The 17,604-nt window shown below is 62.5% G+C and carries 12 protein-coding genes; 5 read left to right on the top strand and 7 right to left on the bottom strand.

The genetic code is table 11. The features are described 5' to 3' along the window. The first annotated feature begins 131 nt into the window (after positions 1-131). Positions 132-1,049 (top strand): NAD-dependent epimerase/dehydratase family protein, encoded by a 918-nt coding sequence (locus KW842_RS00535; protein WP_218302142.1) that lies wholly within the window; start codon positions 132-134, stop codon positions 1,047-1,049. On the opposite strand, the gene KW842_RS00530 is transcribed toward KW842_RS00535, so the two are convergent. The 6 genes from KW842_RS00530 to KW842_RS00505 form a co-directional block, all read right to left on the bottom strand. Further along, a complete protein-coding gene (locus tag KW842_RS00530) occupies positions 1,014-1,616 on the bottom strand; it encodes a DUF4240 domain-containing protein (protein WP_218302141.1) in 603 nt (200 codons plus the stop codon). The genes KW842_RS00535 and KW842_RS00530 overlap by 36 nt on opposite strands. Positions 1,617-1,622: 6 nt before the next feature. After that, the gene (locus KW842_RS00525; RefSeq protein ID WP_218302140.1) at positions 1,623-2,951 is read right to left on the bottom strand and encodes a DUF945 family protein; all 1,329 of its coding nucleotides are present in this window, start codon (positions 2,949-2,951) and stop codon (positions 1,623-1,625) included. Between the two features lie 111 nt (positions 2,952-3,062). Next, complete coding sequence (locus tag KW842_RS00520; protein WP_218302139.1) at positions 3,063-4,847, bottom strand: DUF885 family protein; 1,785 nt, start codon at positions 4,845-4,847, stop codon at positions 3,063-3,065. A 32-nt stretch (positions 4,848-4,879) separates the two neighbouring features. Continuing rightward, positions 4,880-7,063, bottom strand: coding sequence for an EAL domain-containing protein (locus KW842_RS00515; protein WP_218302138.1), 2,184 nt, complete (start codon positions 7,061-7,063; stop codon positions 4,880-4,882). 53 nt (positions 7,064-7,116) lie between these two features. After that, positions 7,117-9,681, bottom strand: coding sequence for a PAS domain-containing hybrid sensor histidine kinase/response regulator (locus KW842_RS00510; protein ID WP_218302137.1), 2,565 nt, complete (start codon positions 9,679-9,681; stop codon positions 7,117-7,119). Positions 9,682-9,769: 88 nt separating this feature from the next. Further along, on the bottom strand, positions 9,770-11,416 hold the full coding sequence (locus tag KW842_RS00505) for a SulP family inorganic anion transporter (RefSeq protein WP_218302136.1): 1,647 nt from the start codon (positions 11,414-11,416) through the stop codon (positions 9,770-9,772). 224 nt (positions 11,417-11,640) lie between these two features. Between KW842_RS00505 and KW842_RS00500 the strand changes: the two genes are divergently transcribed. From KW842_RS00500 to KW842_RS00485, 4 genes are all read left to right on the top strand, one after another. Next, a complete protein-coding gene (locus tag KW842_RS00500; RefSeq protein WP_218302135.1) occupies positions 11,641-12,384 on the top strand; it encodes a PEPxxWA-CTERM sorting domain-containing protein in 744 nt (247 codons plus the stop codon). A gap of 18 nt (positions 12,385-12,402) precedes the next feature. Beyond that, positions 12,403-13,209, top strand: a complete 807-nt coding sequence (locus KW842_RS00495) for a sterol desaturase family protein (protein WP_218302134.1) — start codon at positions 12,403-12,405, stop codon at positions 13,207-13,209. 98 nt (positions 13,210-13,307) lie between these two features. After that, complete coding sequence (locus KW842_RS00490) at positions 13,308-13,772, top strand: hypothetical protein (protein WP_218302133.1); 465 nt, start codon at positions 13,308-13,310, stop codon at positions 13,770-13,772. A gap of 24 nt (positions 13,773-13,796) precedes the next feature. Continuing rightward, the gene (locus KW842_RS00485; protein ID WP_218302132.1) at positions 13,797-14,966 is read left to right on the top strand and encodes a serine hydrolase domain-containing protein; all 1,170 of its coding nucleotides are present in this window, start codon (positions 13,797-13,799) and stop codon (positions 14,964-14,966) included. A gap of 136 nt (positions 14,967-15,102) precedes the next feature. On the opposite strand, the gene KW842_RS00480 is transcribed toward KW842_RS00485, so the two are convergent. Continuing rightward, positions 15,103-17,532, bottom strand: a complete 2,430-nt coding sequence (locus KW842_RS00480; RefSeq protein ID WP_218302131.1) for a glycoside hydrolase N-terminal domain-containing protein — start codon at positions 17,530-17,532, stop codon at positions 15,103-15,105. Positions 17,533-17,604: the final 72 nt, after the last annotated feature.

Raw genomic sequence — 17,604 nt, 5'->3', positions numbered from 1 at the left:
TGCCCCGTACCGCCACCGCCTATTTCTGATTATTGAAACCGGCGCAAGGGAGCTTTGATCCGGGCGCTCTTGGTGCGCGCGGCGTGCGTCCCCATACTGTCTGCTTCTGATATACACAACAGGAGCAGGACATGAAAGTATTCGTCACCGGCGCTGCCGGCTTTATCGGCGGTTCTATCGCAGCAGGCCTGGTCAAGGCCGGCCATGAAGTGCTCGGCCTGGTGCGCAAGCCGGAGCAGCTGGAGGAAGTGAAAAAGATCGGCGTCACCGGCGTGCTCGGTGAGCTGAACGACCGCGCGCTGCTGATCGCTCAGGCGCAGGCGGCCGACGCCGTCATCAACGCCGCCAGCAGCGACAATCGCGCGGGGGTGGAAGCCTTGGTCGAGGCGCTGGCCGGTTCGGGCAAAGTGCTGCTGCACACCAGCGGCTCCAGCATCGTCGGCGATGCCTCGGGTGGCGAAGGCACGGAGCAGGTCTACCACGAAGACCAGCTGCCGGCGCCGACCGCCGACAAGGCCGCGCGCGTGGCCATCGACACGCTGGTACTGGACGCCGCCAAACAAGGCGTACGCTCTGCGGTACTGTGCAATACGCTGATCTACGGCCACGGCGCGCTGCCGCGCGATTCAGTGCAGCTGCCACGTTTGCTGAAGCAGGCGCGCAAAAGCGGCATCGTGCGCCACGTCGGCCCTGGCCGCAATATCTGGTCCAACGTGCATATCGACGACGTGGTCGACCTGTACCTGCTGGCGCTCGACAAGACCGAGGCCGGCGCCTTCTACTTCGTCGAAAGCGGCGAAGCAGCGTTCCGCGACATGAGCGCGGCCATCGCCAAGGCGCTCAAGCTGGGCGAGCCACAGGACTGGCCGCTGGAGCAGGCCAGGGAAGAATGGGGTTACGAAATGGCCTCTTACGGCCTGGGCTCCAACAGCCGCGTGCGCGGCGAACGCGCCCGCAAGCTGGGCTGGCAACCGCATCGCCCGCCAGTGCTGGACTGGATCGCCAACGACATGCTAACCCCTCCGGTATTTGGCGAACAGCGCGGGTAGCCGCTTCGGCAGGTCGGCCGAGCTGACCTCGTCTCCGCTGGTCACGGCAAATTCGATGTTGAAGTCGCGTTCGAGTTCCCCCGCGCCCTTGGCAGCGTAGGCCTTGAGCGCGGCGTAGCCGAAGGACTCCAGGCTGAAGTGATTGCGCGGCGGCAGACGCGCCAGTGTGTCCGGATTGAGGACAGCTTGCTTGTAAGTCTGCTCGCCTTCGGAGATCAGCCAGTCGCGGAAGTATTTAAAACCGTCGTCGGTGTACGCGTCTGCCATGAGGACAGCAGCGCCCCACAACATCCAGCTGTTGGCTTCCACCAGCAGCGCTTCGTATCTTTTCTGGAAGCCTTGTATGGCGGCCGGCGTCAGCGCCAGCAGGCGTTTTTGCAGCAAGGCCGGTCTGGTGTCGATGTCAACGCCAGCTTCAGTTTTCACCGCGCCGACGAGCGCCCAGAACTGCCGTTCGTTCATCGGGGAGATGGTTGCGGTGGCTGCGGCCGAGTGACCGCGCAGTGCTATCAAGCTGAATGCCAGCAGCACCGTGCGACGGCGCGCATTGGGATGTGCGTTCACCATGGGCGATTACTCTGCTGCCGGTTCCGGCTGCGCCTCGGGTGAAGCTGTTGGCACCGGTGGCACCGGCGCCGGCCTGGGCAGGAAGGCGCCGCTGATGGATTGCAGCTGCTTGGCCACATCAATGTCCTTGCCATTAATTTGCAGCTTGCCGTTCTTGATCTCGATGGCGGAACGCAGCTCGCCCTTCTCAATCACCGCAAAGCCATTGCTGACCGCCTTGCCGATCATCACGCTCGACATCGCGTCGGCACTGCTCTCGATCTGCTTGGCAGCATCCGGCGCCGCCGGATTGACCGACTTGGCGGCCGCCGCGCGCGCGACGTCTTTCACCAGCGCCACTGGCACACGCACGTCAAATCGCCCCACGATCTTCTTCGCCCACGCCATTGGGCTCTTGAAATCGGCCTCCACCACTTTCTGGAAACCGATATTGCCCTTGATCGACGCCACATTGCCGCGATAGCTGGCGCTGATATCGTCGATGAACAGCGTGGCGCCAGCGATGGCCCAGCGTTTGCCGAAGTCCTGCATGACCGTCATCATTTCCTTGAACTGCGCTGAAGACGGTGGTTTGCTGCTGTCCTGATTGCGCAGCGCCTTGTCCAGCGCCACCAGGTCATTGGCCGGAATTTTCGTTACGCGGAACGCAAAATTGGCACGCTCCACCCGCTCCGCGCCCAGCACGATGGCGTCGACCGAAAAACGCGCGCCCGTTTCCGCAGTTGCGCCACGGCGCGTCATGTCCGAGCGGACCGACACGCCGTCCAGGCGCACGGCCTCCTTGCTTTCGCTGCTGCCCGGCTGGACGCCACGGGCAGTGATGGCGCCTATCCGGATATCGGTGTTGCCATACGCGACACCATCGGCGCCGCGCTGCATTTTGCTGGTCATGCCCATATTCACCGCGCTCAGCGTACTGCCAGGGCCGGTGACCAGCACCGATGGCCACGACGCCGTAATGTTCAGCGGGCGGCCGCTCTTGTCGGTAGCGATGTCGGCGCTGGCTTCGGTCCAGCTGAATTCGCTGCCGCTCGACACCTTATAGCTATGTGCCGCCAGCTTGCCGACATAGTTGATCTGGCCTTTGACGCTGTCCGGCGCGCGCTCCAGCGGGAATGGGCGCTCGGTGCCGAAGATTTCCTTCAGCTTGGGACGCAGTTCAGGAGAAAACTCGAACTGCGCGTAGCGATCCAGCTGCCTGGCGTAGTTGCGCTCGTCCTTCAGGGTATCTAATTCTTTGGCGACCTGCGCCAGCACGCTGCGGGAGTCAGCGCTTGGGGCCGGCGCCTTGGTGGCTGCGGCATAGGAAGGAATGGCCAGCACGGCGCTGGCCATGGCTACTGCAAATAAAGTTTTGTTCAATTGTTTTAACCAGAAGGATTGTTAAAAGTGCTGGTATTTTACCTAACAATTCCCTCTAGAAACACTCACAATGTCACGCTTGCCTCACTCCAGCTCGGGATATGGGCTTTTTCCGCCCTCGGCGATGAACTGGTCGATGCGCGCTTCCAGCACCGGCAGCGGCACCGACCCCAGTTGCAGCACCGTGTCGTGGAAGTTGCGGATGTCGAACTTCTGGCCCAGCGCCTGCTCTGCCTTCTTGCGCGCGTTGATGATGCTCATCTCGCCCAGGTAATAGGACAGCGCCTGGCCCGGCCACGAAATATAGCGATCCACTTCCGTTTCGATCTCGTGATTCGACAGCGCGGTGTTCTCGCGCAGATAGTCCTGCGCCTGCTTGCGGGTCCAGCCCTTGCTGTGTATGCCGGTATCCACCACCAGGCGCGAAGCGCGCCAGGCCTGATAACTCAGCATGCCGAAGGTTTCGTACGGCGTTTCGTATATGCCCATTTCCGCGCCCAGGCGCTCGGTGTACAGCGCCCAGCCTTCGCCGTAGGCGGAGATATAGGCGTTGCGGAATGGCGGACGGCCCTTCTGCTCCAGCGCGATCGGCATCTGGAAGGCGTGGCCCGGCGCCGATTCATGCAGCGTCAGCGCCGGCATGCTGTACAGCGCGCGCGACGGCAGATTGTAGGTATTGACCAGGTAGACCCCAGGACCACCACGGCCGGAGGTGTAGAACGGGGCCTGATCGTCCGGCACCGGGATCACTGCAAAGCGGCGGCGCGGCAGGTAGCCGAAATACTGCGCCACCTTGGCGTCGAACTTCTTGGCCACCCAGGCGGAGCGCATCAGCAGCTCTTCCGGCGTTTTGGCGTAGAACTGCGGATCGCTGCGCAGGAATTGCAGGAAGGCCGGCAGGTCGCCTTCAAACTTGACCTGCTTGATCACGTCGTGCATCTCGGCGCGGATCTTGGCCATTTCGGCCAGGCCAATCTGATGGATCTGGTCCGCATGCATGCTGGTGGTGGTGAACTCCAGGATCTTCGACTGGTAGTAGGCTTTACCGTCCGGCAGTGTCTCGGCCGCCAGCGCTTCGCGCGACGCCGGCACATACTCTTCACGCATGAATTTCAGCAGCGCCTTGTGGGCCGGGATCACAGCAGTCTCGATGGCCTTGACCGCCTGCGCGCGCAAAGCTGCCTGCTTCTCGGCCGGAATCGACGCCGGCATGTTCTTGAACGGCAGGTAGAACACCGTATCCTGCGGCGTCTTCGCCTCGCTCACCGAAGTAATCGAAGCGTCGCGGCCGACCAGCGTAATCTTCGGCGGCGTGAAGCCACGCGCCATGCCGGCGCGCATATTGACGATTTCATCGTTAAAGTAGCGCGGCACATCGGCCAGCTGCTTCAGGTAGTCGCGGTATTCATTTTCCTTGCTCATCGCGCGGCGCGCGGTGCCGGCCATATTCGACCAGAAGGCGGTATCGGCGTTCAGCGGCTTTTCGTATTCCTTGAACTGCTGGGCAGCGATGAAGGCGGCGATCTGCGCCTTGTACACCTGGTAGTTGATGCGTTCCGGCGGCGACAGGCGGGATTCCTTGATGCCGTCCAGCTTCTTCATCACGCCCTGCCAATAGGCCAGCCGCTGGTTCTGCGTGGCCAGGTCGATGCGCGGCAGCACCGGCGATACGCCGCTGTCGTCGTCATCTTCGCTGTCTTCCTGTTTCTGGCTGATGCGCCATTTCCACTCCTGGGTGTAGATGGCCTTGAATTGCGCGTCCGACGGGCCCGGCTTGATGGCCGGAGTAGCGACCGAAGCGGCGCTGGCCGCGTTTAGACACAACAACAGGCATGCGCCGGCGATGGCGGTGCTGAACTTCTTTTCCATAACGCTCCAGGAGTAGATTGATTACGTGCTGTTTACATATCCAACAAATTGCGGCGCTCGCGCAGCAGCGTGGTAAAGCCTTCCGCGTTCAACGGCCGGCTGAAATAATAGCCCTGCATTTCATCGCAACCACGGCCGGTCAGGAACTCCACCTGTTCGCGGGTTTCCACACCCTCGGCGATCACCCGCATATTCAGGTTGTGCGCCAGCGAGATGACCGACAGCGCAATCGCCGCGTCGGCGCTATCGGTGGTGACATCGTCGACAAAGGACTTATCGATCTTCAGTACATCGATCGGGAAGCGTTTCAGGTAGCTCAGGCTGGAGTAGCCAGTGCCAAAGTCGTCCAGCGAAATACTGACGCCGATGTCCTTCAGCCGGCGCAGCGCCGCCACCGCCTTGTTCGGATCGCCCATCACCGTGCCCTCGGTGATTTCCAGGCCCAGGTACTCGGCCGCCACATCAAATTTACGCAGCGTGCTTTCCACATAAGGCACGGTGGCGTCGTTGGCAAATTGTCCGGCCGCCAGGTTGACTGCCACTTTGATCTGGCCCAGCCCTGCCTCCTGCCAGCGCTTCATTTGCGCGCACACGCTTGCCAGCACCCACTCGCCGATGGAGTTGACCAGCCCATATTCCTCCGCCAGCGGAATGAAGCGGTTCGGCGGCACCTTGCCCAGCACCGCGTTGTCCCAGCGAAGCAGCGCTTCGGCGCCAACCATGGCGCCGCTCTTCAGGCAGACCTGCGGCTGATAATGGACTTCAAATTCGTCACGCGCGATGGCGCCGCGCAGCTGGCTCTGGATCGCCAGCTTGTCGCGGATTTCCGCATCCATGCGTTCGGTGAAGAAGGCGTAATTGTCGCGGCCGATTTCCTTGGCGCGGAACAGCGCCGTGTCGGCGTTGCGCACCAGTTCATCGAAGCTGTCGCCGTCGGTCAGGCTGACCGCGATGCCGATACTGGAGGTGACGGTGATTTGCTGGCCGTCGATCACCAGCTCCTTGCGCAGGCCGGCCAGGATTTTCTGCGCCAGCGCCAGGGTCGCGCTCAGTTGCGGATCGTCGGCGACGATGATCTGGAATTCGTCGCCGCCCTGCCGCGTCACCGTGTCGTTGTCGCGCACCGTCTCGCTCAGGTAGCGCGACACCACTTGCAGCGCCTTGTCGCCCATATCATGACCGTAGGAGTCGTTGATGCTCTTGAAGCGGTCCAGGTCCAGGCACATCACGGCCACGCAGCGGCCTTCGCGGCGGGCAGCGTTCAGCGTTTGCGCAAAGCGCTGGCGTGCCAGCAGGCGATTCGGCAAGCCGGTCAGCGCATCGTGGTTGGACAGGAAATCGATCAAATGCTGCTCAGCCTTGCGTTCGGTGATGTCCATGAACACTGCCACATGGTTGATCACCTGGCCTTTTTCGTCACGCACCACCGAGGCGCTCAGCAGGCCCGGATAGGTGTCGCCGTTCTTGCGGCGCGCCATGATTTCGCCCGACCAGTGGCCGGTCTTCATCACCGACTGCACCATGGCGTCGAAGGAACCGGCGTCCGAATCACCGGCGTGCAGCAGGCCGATGCTTTCGCCCAGCACCTCCTTGGCGGTGTAGCCGGAAATCTGCGTGAAAGCGGGATTGGTGGCGACAATGCGCGCATCCCGGTCGGTGACCACGATGGCATCCTGGGTCGCCTCGAACACCTGGCTGGCCAGGCGCAGGAACTCCTCGTTGGCGCGGCGCTGCTCGACTTCCTTCGCCAGTTCCGCAGTCCGTTCCGCCACGCGTTCTTCCAGCAAGGCGCGTTCCGTCGCCAGTGCTTTCTGCGCGCGGGCCAGACGCACATGCGCGTCGGTGCGGGCCAGGATTTCCTCGGCCTGGAAGGGCTTGGCGATGAAGTCGACCGCGCCCAGCTCGAAGCCGCGCACCTTGTCGTCGGTATCGTGCTGGGCCGACAGGAAGATCACCGGCACCTGGCTCAGCTCCGGCGTGGCCTTCAGCCGGCGGCAGACCTCGAAGCCGTCGATGCCCGGCATGCGCACGTCCAGCAGTATCAGCTCCGGCGGGCGCGATTGCGCCGTCCACAAAGCCAGCTCGCCATTCGGCGCCTGACGCACGTAGTAGCCGGCTTCTGTCAGCAGGTCGCTCAGCAGCTTGAGCGAGGCCGGCGTGTCTTCCACGATCAGCACTTCGCCCTTGGTGTGTTGTTCCGACAAATCCCGGTGCATGTAAGTTTCTCGCCTAGTCAACTACTAAAGATTGCTCCGCTATCATATACCGGTCAGGCCAGAGGCTCCAATTCATTACCCATTTCCTCCAGCAAGGCGCACAGCTGCGGGTACTGGTGCAGCTGTAGCATCTGCTCGATACGCTGCACCACCTGGCCCAGCTCCGGCGGCAAAGGCTCCAGCAGCAAAGCCACCCGCGCCAGGTTCAATTCCTGCAACGCGGTCTTCAGTTCAAAGCGCAGCGCCGCATCGAGACGCTGCAAATCGTCGCGGCCCAGCGGCGCCTGGCGCATCTGCCGCGCGGCGACACGATGGCGGCGCACAAACTGCAGGTTCAGCTGCTGCTCCAGCACTGCGTACAACTGTTCCTGCTCCACCGGCTTGCGCATGAATTCGTCAGCGCCCGCCGCCAGCGCCTCCTCGCGCTCCGCAGCAAACGCGGAGGCGGTCAGCATCACGATGCTCGGCTGCGGCCCATCCACATTGCCGCGGATCTGGCGGGTGGCGCTCAGACCGTCCAGCGCCGGCATGTGCCAGTCCATGAAGATCAGGTCCGGCTGCCATACATCGACCATGGCCAGCGCCTGCGCGCCATCGCCAACCACCGCCACCTCGAAGCCCAGTGGGTTCAGCAAGCCTTCCATCAAAGCGCCGGCATCGGGATTGTCGTCGGCCACCAGCACCCGGCGGCGCTGCTGCGGCTCCAGCGGACTGACTTCGTCGCGCCCGGCCAGCGGTGCCTCGTCCGCCACCTGCACCGCCACCGTGAAGTGGAAGGTCGCGCCCTGCCCCAGCGTCGATTGCAGCGCCAGCGTCCCGCCCATCAGCTGCACGAATTCACGCGAGATGGTCAGCCCCAGGCCCGTGCCCTCTTTCGCGCCCGGACCGTCGGCCTGGATGAAGGGTTCGAACACGCGCGCCTGGTCTTCTTCCGCAATGCCGGGTCCATTGTCGATTACCGCGAAGGCCAGCTCGCACTGGCCGTTGCGCGACAGGCCGCGCACCTTCAGCGTCACCTTGCCGTGGGCCGTGAACTTGACCGCGTTGGACATCAGATTCAGCAGCACCTGGCGCAGCTTGGTGCCGTCGACCCGCGCGCTGGCCGGCAGGCCGGCGCTGTCCAGCACCAGCTCCACGCCGTTCTGCATGGCGCGCATGCTGACCATGTCCATCACTTCCTGCAGCGTGTCGTTCAGGTTGACCACTTCGGTTTGCAGCACGGCGCGGCCGGCCTCGATCTTGGACAGTTCCAGAATATCGTTAATCAGTGTCAGCAAATGCTGGCCGGAGCGGTGGATGATGGCCAGGTTGCGCTTCTCTTCCGGCAGCATATTCTTGGAATCCGCCATCAGCCGCGAGAAGCCGATCACCGAATTCAGCGGCGTGCGCAGTTCGTGGCTCATATTCGCCAGGAAGGTGGACTTGGCGCGGTTGGCGGCCTGCGCCTGGCGCACCGCCACCGACAGTGCATTGGTGCGTTCGGCCACCAGATCTTCCAGGTGGATGCGGTGGCGGCGCAGCTCCTGCTCCGCCATGCGGCTGGCGGTGACATCGTAGTTGACGCCGACCATGCGCATCGCGTGGCCATCGCTGTCGCGGAAGGTCATGCCGTCCGCCTTCATATAATGCACCGAGCCGTCGGCCCAGATCAGGCGGTACTCGATATCGAATTCGGCGGTGCCGTTGAGCGCCTGCTGTAGCAGCATTTCGGTCGGCACCGAGTCGTCCGCGTGCACCATCTTGCGCCAGGCTTCGAAAGGATTGTCCAGCTTGCGCCCTTCCATGCCGTGCAGGCGGTACATCTGCTCGTCCCACACCATCTGGCCGCTGACGATATTCCAGTCCCAGATGCCGATGGCGGCCGCGCTGGAGGCGATCTGCAAGCGCTCCTCGCTGGCGTGCATGGCCACATAGCGGCTTTCCATCAGCCGCACCATCTCGCGGATCGACGCGTTCAGCGTTTTCAGTTCGCCGGTATACCAGTCGCGCGGCGGCGAGGCGCCCGGATTCTGGCCGGCCTTGACGCTGGCCGCATAGCGTTCGATATTGGTCAGCGGCTTGAGGATCAGCTGCCATAGCAGCAGGTAGAGGCTGAGCACCAGCGTCACGTCCAGCACGAAAATCAGTCCGGCGATGGTGTACAGGCGCTGGCGCAGCTGCTCGATCAGCAGCGCCGGCGAGGCATACACGGTGATGGTGCCGATATTCTGCCCGCCCGCGACGATGGGCCGCTGCTCATGCAGCAGCTCGGGATCGGACGGCAGGCGCTCGGCCGGCACCAGCTGCGCCTGTTCGTTGCGGGTCAGGATGAAGGGACGGTTGCTGGCCACCGGCGACACCGCACTGGCGTACAGGTCGCGGTTGCTCAAGCCGCTTTTCATGATGGTGACGATTTGCGTCTCGTCGAAATTCCAGGCTGGCAGCGCCACGGCGGCGGCCAGTTCGTCGGCGCTGTTGGCCAGCGTCTTGCGCAGCTGCTCCCAGCGCTGCGCGCGCTCCACCTGATAGAAATACAGTGCAAATGTGGTCAGAACCAGCGTTACCACGGCGGTCAGCGTCACGCTGACGAATACCGCGATCGATACTTTTCCTAAACGGCGGGCAAGTCGGACCAACATCTGAAAACCATTCCTGGGGGAGTTAAGCTAAGGAGCGACGACGTCGATCATAGGTTCAAAATGCCATCAAGTCCATGCCTATTTACGCTTAAGCAACACCTCGATTGCCATGCAAATGGTCGAAAGCGTTGGCCGTACTCAGGAACAGTTTGCCGTTTAGCTGCTGTAACAGCGTACTGTTACGTAGACGATCCATTACCGGCCCCTTGACTTCGGCCAGGTGCAGGCCGATGCCGCGCCGCTTCACGCTCTGGTTCAGCTCCGCCAGCGCCATCAGCGCCGTGGTGTCGATCGAGCTGACCGCCGACATCACCAGCACCAGGTCGCGCGCGCTTGGATGCGTCGCCAGTTCGCATTCAATCCGCTCGCTGACCGCTTCCACGTTGCCGAAGAACAGATTGGCGTCGATGCGCAGCACCAGCATTTCCGGCTGCGTCTCTGCCGGATAGCGTTCAATATTGCGGAAATGCTCAGTTCCGGCGATCCGCCCCAGCACCGCGATGTGCGGCCGGCTGGCGCGCCAGATCAGGGTGCCCATCGACAGCGCCACGCCGATGATCACACCCGCTTCAACCCCCATCACCAGCACGCCCAGGCAGGTGGCCACCCAGGCCAGCGCGTCGCCGCGATCGTATTCCCATGCGGTGCGCAGTATGCCCATCTCCAGCATGCCCAGCACGGCGACGATGATGGTGGCGGCCAGCACCGGCATCGGCAGCAGCGCCAGCCAGCCGGTCGGCGCCAGCAGCGCGCCGGCCAGCAGCACCGCAGTGATCAGGCTGGCCAGCGGCGTATTGGCGCCGGCCGCGAAATTGACGGCGGAGCGCGACAGGCTGCCGGTCACCGGAAAGCCGCCAGACAAGGCGCTGGCCACATTGGCCGCGCCCAGGCCAATCAGCTCGTGATTGCTGACCAGCTTCTCATTGCGCTTCAGCGCCAGCGCCTGCGCGCCCGACATCGACATCAGAAACACCATGAAGCCGATCAGCAGGCCAGGCTGCAGCAGCGCACCCCAATGCTGGCTCGACGACGCCAGGTTCAGCTGCGGCAAGCCGGCTGGAATCGCGCCGGTGGTGCGTACGCCCATGCCGGCCAGGCCGGTCCAGGACATCAGCGCTATGCCGCCCAGCACCACCAGCATAGGCGCCAGCTTGGCGCCTATATCGGCCGCCACCGGCGGCAGGCCGCAAGCCCGCAGCAATCCAGCCAGGTAATGGCGCGCCAGCACCAGCAGCACCAGCGAGCCGACGCCCAGCGCGGCGCTTGGCATATGCACATGCGGCAGTTCGGCGCCCAGCAGCGTATGCAACTGATCGAAGGCGATGACGATCGCCGAGCCGACGGTAAAGCCGCTCATCACCGGACGCGAGAAGAAATTCGCCAGGAAACCCATGCGCAGCAAGCCGCACAGCAGCAGCACCGCGCCGGAAACCAGCGCCAGCTGCGCCGCCAGCACCCCGGCCAGCGCCGAACCGGCTGGCGCCAGCGGGCCGATCACGGCGGCCGTCATCAGCGAAATAATCGCCATCGGCCCCACCGACTGGGTCATGCTGCTGCCGAACAGCGCGTAGATAATCGGCGGCATGATGCTGGCGTACAGGCCGACCACCGGCGGCAGGCCTGCCACGATGGCATAGGCCATGCCCTGCGGAATCATCATCATCGCCACCACCAGCCCGGCGCTGATGTCGCCCGGCAGTTGATCACGACGGTAGTGTTTCAGCCATTGCAGCATTGTTGTTCCACGGGTACAGAAAGGCGGTAGTTTATCGTAAATACGTTTACCAAATTAACTTATCCGAAAATCTCATATAGAAACCCGCCGCAAGAGTGAGATTCTGATAGAATTACCCTATGCAACAAGTTTGACGTTCCAAAAAGCTCATCGTCAAGCCGCAGTCGGCCCAAATAAATTGCCGGCAGTTAAACATCACTGTCTATCATTTATTGGAGTCGCACATGCGCATCAAGTCCCTACTGCTGTCCCTGTCCGCCATTGCCGCCTTGAGCGCTGGCATGGCCCACGCCGCAAGCAACCTGGTTAGCAACGGCAATTTCGAAAGCACCACCAACGGCACCAACAAGCAACTGTCCTCGTCGATCACCAATGACGCGGACCGCAGCACGCTGACTGGCTGGACCAGCAGCAATGGTAACGACGGCGGCTACAACTTCGTCCTCAACAGCAGTATCGCCACCACCGACGCTTCGGCGATCTGGCTGAAAAGCGAAAACAACAACTGGGCCAAATCGGCCAACGGCGGCAATTTCTTCGCCTCGGATTCGCAATACTGGCCTGGCGTGCTGTCGCAAACCATTACCGGCCTGACTGCAGGCAGCAAATACACGCTGACGTTTGACACTGCGCTGGCGCAGCAAGTCGGCTTTAACGGCGCCAACAGCAACAACTACTGGCAAGTCGTGTTCGGCAACAGCACGCAGAATAGCAGCGCACTGAGCATCGCCAGCGGCGGCTTCAGCGGCTGGAGCACGTCGAGCATGACCTTCACCGCCACCGGCGCCACGCAAGTGCTGTCCTTCCTGGCACAAGGCTCGCCGGGCGCGCCACCGTTCCTGCTGCTCGATAGCGTCTCGCTGACCGCTGCCGTGCCTGAGCCGTCGACCTGGGGCATGATGGCCGTCGGCTTGGGCCTGGTCGGTTTTGCGACCCGCCGCCGTACCGTCGCGCGCGCCCTGAACTAAGCGGACCTGCGCATCGCCATGCTGCCGTCCGCCGGTGAATTCGTCGCCGCCGTGCTGCGCCTCAGCGTCTGGCTGGTGCTGCTGACGGCGCTGTTCGTGCCGCTGGAGCGCTGGTTCGGCGCGCGTCATGCGCCGCGCCCGCGCCGCGAACTGCTGCACAACCTGGCATATTACGCGATGAGCAGCCTGGTGCCGATCGTTCTGCTCAGCATTCCGGCGGCCTTGCTGGCGGTGATCGCGCAGCATATCGTGCCGACGGCGCTGACCGATATGGTGCAGTCGCTACCGGTGGCCGGCCGCATCGCGCTGGTGTTTGTGGTTGGCGAAATCGGTTTCTACTGGGGCCACCGGCTCAGTCACGAACTGCCGTGGCTGTGGCGCTTTCACGCCGTGCACCACAGCACCGAGCATATGCACTTCCTCGCCAACACCCGCACGCATCCGGTGGACATGGTGATCACCCGCCTGTTCGGGCTGGTGCCCTTGTATCTGCTGGGACTGGCCGGTCCGAGCGTGGCCGGCAGCGGCGCACCGGCCTTGCTGCTGGTGACAGGGACGCTGTGGGGATTCTTCATCCACGCCAACCTGCGCTGGCGCCTGGGTCCGCTGGAATGGCTGGTGGCCACGCCAGCTTTCCACCACTGGCACCATAGCCGCCACGAGCATATCAACCGCAACTACGCCGCCACCCTGCCGATGCTCGATCGCTTGTTCGGCACCCACTATCTACCGCAGCACTGGCCTGCCGAATACGGCACCGATACGCCGCAAGCCGCAAGCCTGTCCGGCCAACTGCTCAATCCTCTGCTCCCGCAGCAGCGATAACCGTGCTCAATTAACGCATATGCAACAATGCGTGAATGTTTACAGTCGCAAAACAAGTAAGATGAGCAAGTTTATATTCCCAGGGCCAGGAGTCATCGGTGATCAAGCTTACCCGGATAGTCAACGGCTTGTTTTTTTCCTTTCTGTTGATCGGCCCCTCTCAAGCCGCGAGCGGGGTGAGCTACTTTCCTGACAGGGATTTAGGGCGCTTTCTTTCAGAGAAATTCGACCTGGCCACGATCCGCAGCTCGCTTGGTCCACGCCGGACGCCAGCAAAACGCACCTTTTTAGATTTCGGCATGAAGCCTAGCCAGGTCACGGAGGATTCCGCCGTCTTTTTGACGCCGGGCGATTGGCTGTACGAACTTCGCATCGTCGGCCGGGGAGACTTCAATGGCGACGGGTTTGAGGACTTGAAAGTTTGCTTCATCGACCGCGCTTTAAACGGCGGCACCTACAACACGGCTGAAGCAATGTTGCTGACCCGGTACGCGGATGCAGGCTATGTGATCGCGCTACGGTACAGTGTAGACGAAGGCACGTGTCCAAACTATGCAAAATAATCCGCTGCACCCAAGGTGCGTCCAGTGAACAATTTTCGCGTTGTGATTGCCGGATCCGCGCTGATACTGGCGGCTTGCAAACCGGTCGGTTCTGCTCCGGCGCGTGATATCTCCTCAGCGATGGATCGCGCTGCATCCTCGCTTCTGAAGGAAAAATTACTGCATGCCACATCAATCGCGGTGGTTTATCAGGATAAAGAATTCATCCTGCACCGGGGGGAACTGGAACTCGGCAAGGCAGATACTCCCGATGACACGACGATCTACGAAATAGGTTCGGTCAGCAAAACCTTTGCCGGCCTGCTGATGGCAAACGCGGTACGCGAAGGCAAAGCATCGCTCGACGATCCGGTGCAGCAGTACTTGCCATCGGCCTATCCGAATTTGCAAATTGAACAAGGCCCCATCCGGCTGCGCCACCTGGTAACGCATACCAGCACAATGCCTGGCATGTTGCCACTGTCGGTGAACACGATCTTGAAAGACTTCACCGCGCATGGCACACCGGCCAAACTCAATGCCGCGTACGCTCACTACAGCCGCGAGCGGTTTTGGCAAGACCTGCACACGGTCCATATCAAAGGGCCGCTGGGCAAAGACTATGCCTATTCCAGTGCAGGCACCGAGCTGGTCGCCCATACGCTGGAAAAAATCTACGGCGAGCCTTACGAATCGTTGTTAGCCACATTTCTGGCGCGCGAAGCGGGCATGCATAACACGCAGCTACGCTTGACCGACAAGGACGCCGCCCGGCTTGCGCCCGGCTACCACAGCGATAATCCGATCGCCACCACGCCGATGCCGCAACTGCCATGGGGCGCTGCCGGCAATGTCAAGTCAACCATGCCGGATATGGCCAAGTACCTTCGCTTGCAGCTGGGCGCCCATCCCGCCGTGCGCGAGTCTCACCTACCGCTGGTGCGCTTCCAGGACGACTTCAGCATTGCTTACTTCTGGAACATCGGGAAGACCCAGCAACTAGGCACCCACTACGTGCATCACGGTGGGGTTCCACGCGCACAAAGCTATATCTACATCGTGCCGAAGTATCAGCTGGGCGTTTTCATCATCACCAACCAGAGTGGCAACGACACTGCGGATGCCCTGGAACGCGCATTGGCGCCTATCTTCGATGCGGTGGAATCTATGCATGGCGAAGGTCGCCAGATTCCTACGTCTCAGTCCCAAATCTAATTTGGGCTGCTCGCTTGCTTCGTGAGGCCGTGGTGCAGAAACGACCACGTCATACCGGCCGCGCTTGAAAATAATGTGTTCAATCCCGGCGTCACCTTTTGCTCCGGGTTTAACGATTACCAGCGGCCAGTGGGCTTCACTGCATTCTAGCGCGGCCCTTGGCGTCGAGGGTCATTTCGGTCAGATGCTCGCCATGGCGGACTTTGACTTTCTGGCCGGGCTGGCCGCGTAGTAGAAGCTGTTTTAGCTTGCCTTGCGACCAGTCCAGATCCAGCTCCACGCCGCCACGGGCGCGGACGCCGCGTACCGAGCCTTCCGGCCAGGCTTGCGGCAGTGCTGCCAGCAGGCGGATTTCGCCGCCCCAGGATTGCACCAGCATTTCCAGAATCGCCGCCGTGCCGCCGAAATTGCCGTCGATCTGGAACGGCGGATGGGCGTCGAACATATTCGGGTAGGTGCGCTCGGGGCCGAGCAGCCCTTGCAGGATCGCGTACGCCCGCTCGCCCTCGCCCATGCGCGTCCACAGCGCCAGCCGCCAGGCGGTGGCCCAGCCGGTGGATTTGTCACCGCGCGTATTCAGCGTGACTTTGGCCGCAGCCACCAGCTCCGGCGTGTCGCGCACATTGATTTGCTCGCTCGGGTAGACACCATACAGATGCGACACATGGCGGTGTTTTTGCTCCGGCGCGCCGGCGTCCCAGTCCTCCAGCCACTCCTGCAACTGGCCTTGCGCGCCAACGCGGTCGGGCGGCAGGCGCGCGCGCTTGGCTTCCAGTTCGGCGGCGAAGGCGGCGTCGCTGTCACCCAGCAGCGCGTGCGCCTTCAGCGTCCAGCCAAACAGGTCGCGGATGATTTGCCGGTCCATTGCCGGACCGGCACACGTCGCGACACCTTTGTGATGTTCATTTTCCGGCGAGATTGATGGCGATGTCACCCATCCCCGGCCCTGCGGATCCTCAACCAGTGTATCGATAAAGAACAGCGACGCACCTTTCAACAGCGGATAAATGCGGCGCAGGTAAGCGCTGTCCGGGCTGTAATCGTAGTGATCCCACAGGGCCTGGCACAGCCACGCCCCGCCGCATGGCCACATACCCCACAGCGGCCCGTCGATCGGCGCTGCCGCACGCCACAGATCGGTGTTGTGATGCGCCATCCAGCCGCGCGCGCCATAGCTTTTGCTAGCGGTGACGGCGCCGGTCACACTCAAATCCTCGACCATGCGCAGCAGCGGCTCGACGCATTCGCCCAGATTGGCCGATTCTGCCGGCCAGTAATTCATCTGCGTGTTGATGTTGATGGTGTACTTGCCGCCCCACGGTGGATTGACACCTTCGTTCCACAGCCCTTGCAGATTCGCGGGCTGACTGCCCGGCCGCGACGACGACAACAGCAGATAGCGTCCGTACTGCACGTACAACGCCGCCAGCCCGGCATCCGGCTGCTGCTCGGCGACGGCGATACGCTGATTGGTGGGGCGCGGATCGGGCGCGCCGGAGCCCAGCCGCAGCGACAGGCGGCGGAACAGCCTCTGGTGCGCATGCACATGTGCGCTGCGCAGCCGTGCATACGGCTTGGCGGCGGCGGCCGCCGTCTGCGCGCGCACCGTGCCGACCGGATCGCCGCTGACATCGGCGTAATTGACATAGCTGGTAGCCGCAGCCACTAGCAGCGTGACCGTGCTTGCACCGCGTACTTCGATGCGATCATCACGCGGCGTGATGCTGCCATCACCCAGCGCCTGCACGCGCACCGCATAGCGCAAGGCAGCAGGAATGCCGGCCGCATCGATATTGCGGCCTTCAATCAGCAGCGCATCCGCTCCATCAGCACGCACCGATAAACTGGACGGACGTTCGCTGGCACGCAGCGGTTCGCGGTAATCCCATGGCATCGGTGCGGCGGCGGCGGTCGCCTTCGCGCCGGTGTAATCCGTGACGCCATAGTTGGCTTTCAAAGGATGGCGGTAAGACAGGTCAAAATTCAGCAGGCCATTGGTGGCGCTCAGGCGAATCGCAATCACCTGATCCGCAGCGCTGGCAAACACCTCGCGTTTGTACTGCGTCTTGCCGTCGCTGAAGCGGGTGGCGCTAATCGCGGTGTCCAGGTCCAGCCAGCGGCGGTAAGCCGTGCCGCCACTAAGTCCATGGAAGTCCAGCAGCAGATCGCCGGCCGCGCCGTATGGCATCTGCGTCTTGGGCACGCCCATCATCGATGATGAAATCAGCTGTGCCGCCTCGCTGAATCTGGCCTGATCGATCAGCGCGCGCACTTGCGGCAAGGCCGCCAGCGACAGGGGATTATTGGGATCATACGGGCCGCCGGCAAACAGCGTGTCCTCATTGAGCTGGATGCGCTCCTGCGCGATGCGCCCGAAGCACATGGCGCCAAGCCGGCCATTACCGACCGGCAGCGCCTCCACCCATTGCGCCGCAGCCTGCTCGTACCACAGCGACAGGCTCTCCTGCGCTCCGCGCGTGGTGGCCTGCACAGCGGCCTTCGCTAAACCGGGAAAAGCCGCAGCCAGCCCCGCCGTGATGATAAAACTGCGTCGTGTCGTCTCCATGCGCCCCATTCTGCACGCAGGCGGCCGACTTCTCAATGACGAAATTCACCAAGCCAGCGGAAAAATGACGCA

Origin of the sequence: Duganella sp. sic0402, from assembly GCF_019219065.1 — a bacterium.
Lineage (GTDB): Bacteria > Pseudomonadota > Gammaproteobacteria > Burkholderiales > Burkholderiaceae_D > Rugamonas.
The sequence above is the reverse complement of the archived record's forward strand: the minus strand, read 5'-3'. Positions and strand labels throughout refer to the sequence as shown.

Excerpts from the sequence above, each read along its gene's own strand:
- KW842_RS00535 (WP_218302142.1), top strand. The coding sequence starts at position 132 with ATGAAAGTATTCGTCACCGGCGCTGCCGGCTTTATCGGCGGTTCTATC.
- KW842_RS00530 (WP_218302141.1), bottom strand. The coding sequence starts at position 1,616 with ATGGTGAACGCACATCCCAATGCGCGCCGTCGCACGGTGCTGCTGGCA.
- KW842_RS00525 (WP_218302140.1), bottom strand. The coding sequence starts at position 2,951 with ATGGCCAGCGCCGTGCTGGCCATTCCTTCCTATGCCGCAGCCACCAAG.
- KW842_RS00520 (WP_218302139.1), bottom strand. The coding sequence starts at position 4,847 with ATGGAAAAGAAGTTCAGCACCGCCATCGCCGGCGCATGCCTGTTGTTG.
- KW842_RS00515 (WP_218302138.1), bottom strand. The coding sequence starts at position 7,063 with ATGCACCGGGATTTGTCGGAACAACACACCAAGGGCGAAGTGCTGATC.
- KW842_RS00510 (WP_218302137.1), bottom strand. The coding sequence starts at position 9,681 with ATGTTGGTCCGACTTGCCCGCCGTTTAGGAAAAGTATCGATCGCGGTA.
- KW842_RS00505 (WP_218302136.1), bottom strand. The coding sequence starts at position 11,416 with ATGCTGCAATGGCTGAAACACTACCGTCGTGATCAACTGCCGGGCGAC.
- KW842_RS00500 (WP_218302135.1), top strand. The coding sequence starts at position 11,641 with ATGCGCATCAAGTCCCTACTGCTGTCCCTGTCCGCCATTGCCGCCTTG.
- KW842_RS00495 (WP_218302134.1), top strand. The coding sequence starts at position 12,403 with ATGCTGCCGTCCGCCGGTGAATTCGTCGCCGCCGTGCTGCGCCTCAGC.
- KW842_RS00480 (WP_218302131.1), bottom strand. The coding sequence starts at position 17,532 with ATGGAGACGACACGACGCAGTTTTATCATCACGGCGGGGCTGGCTGCG.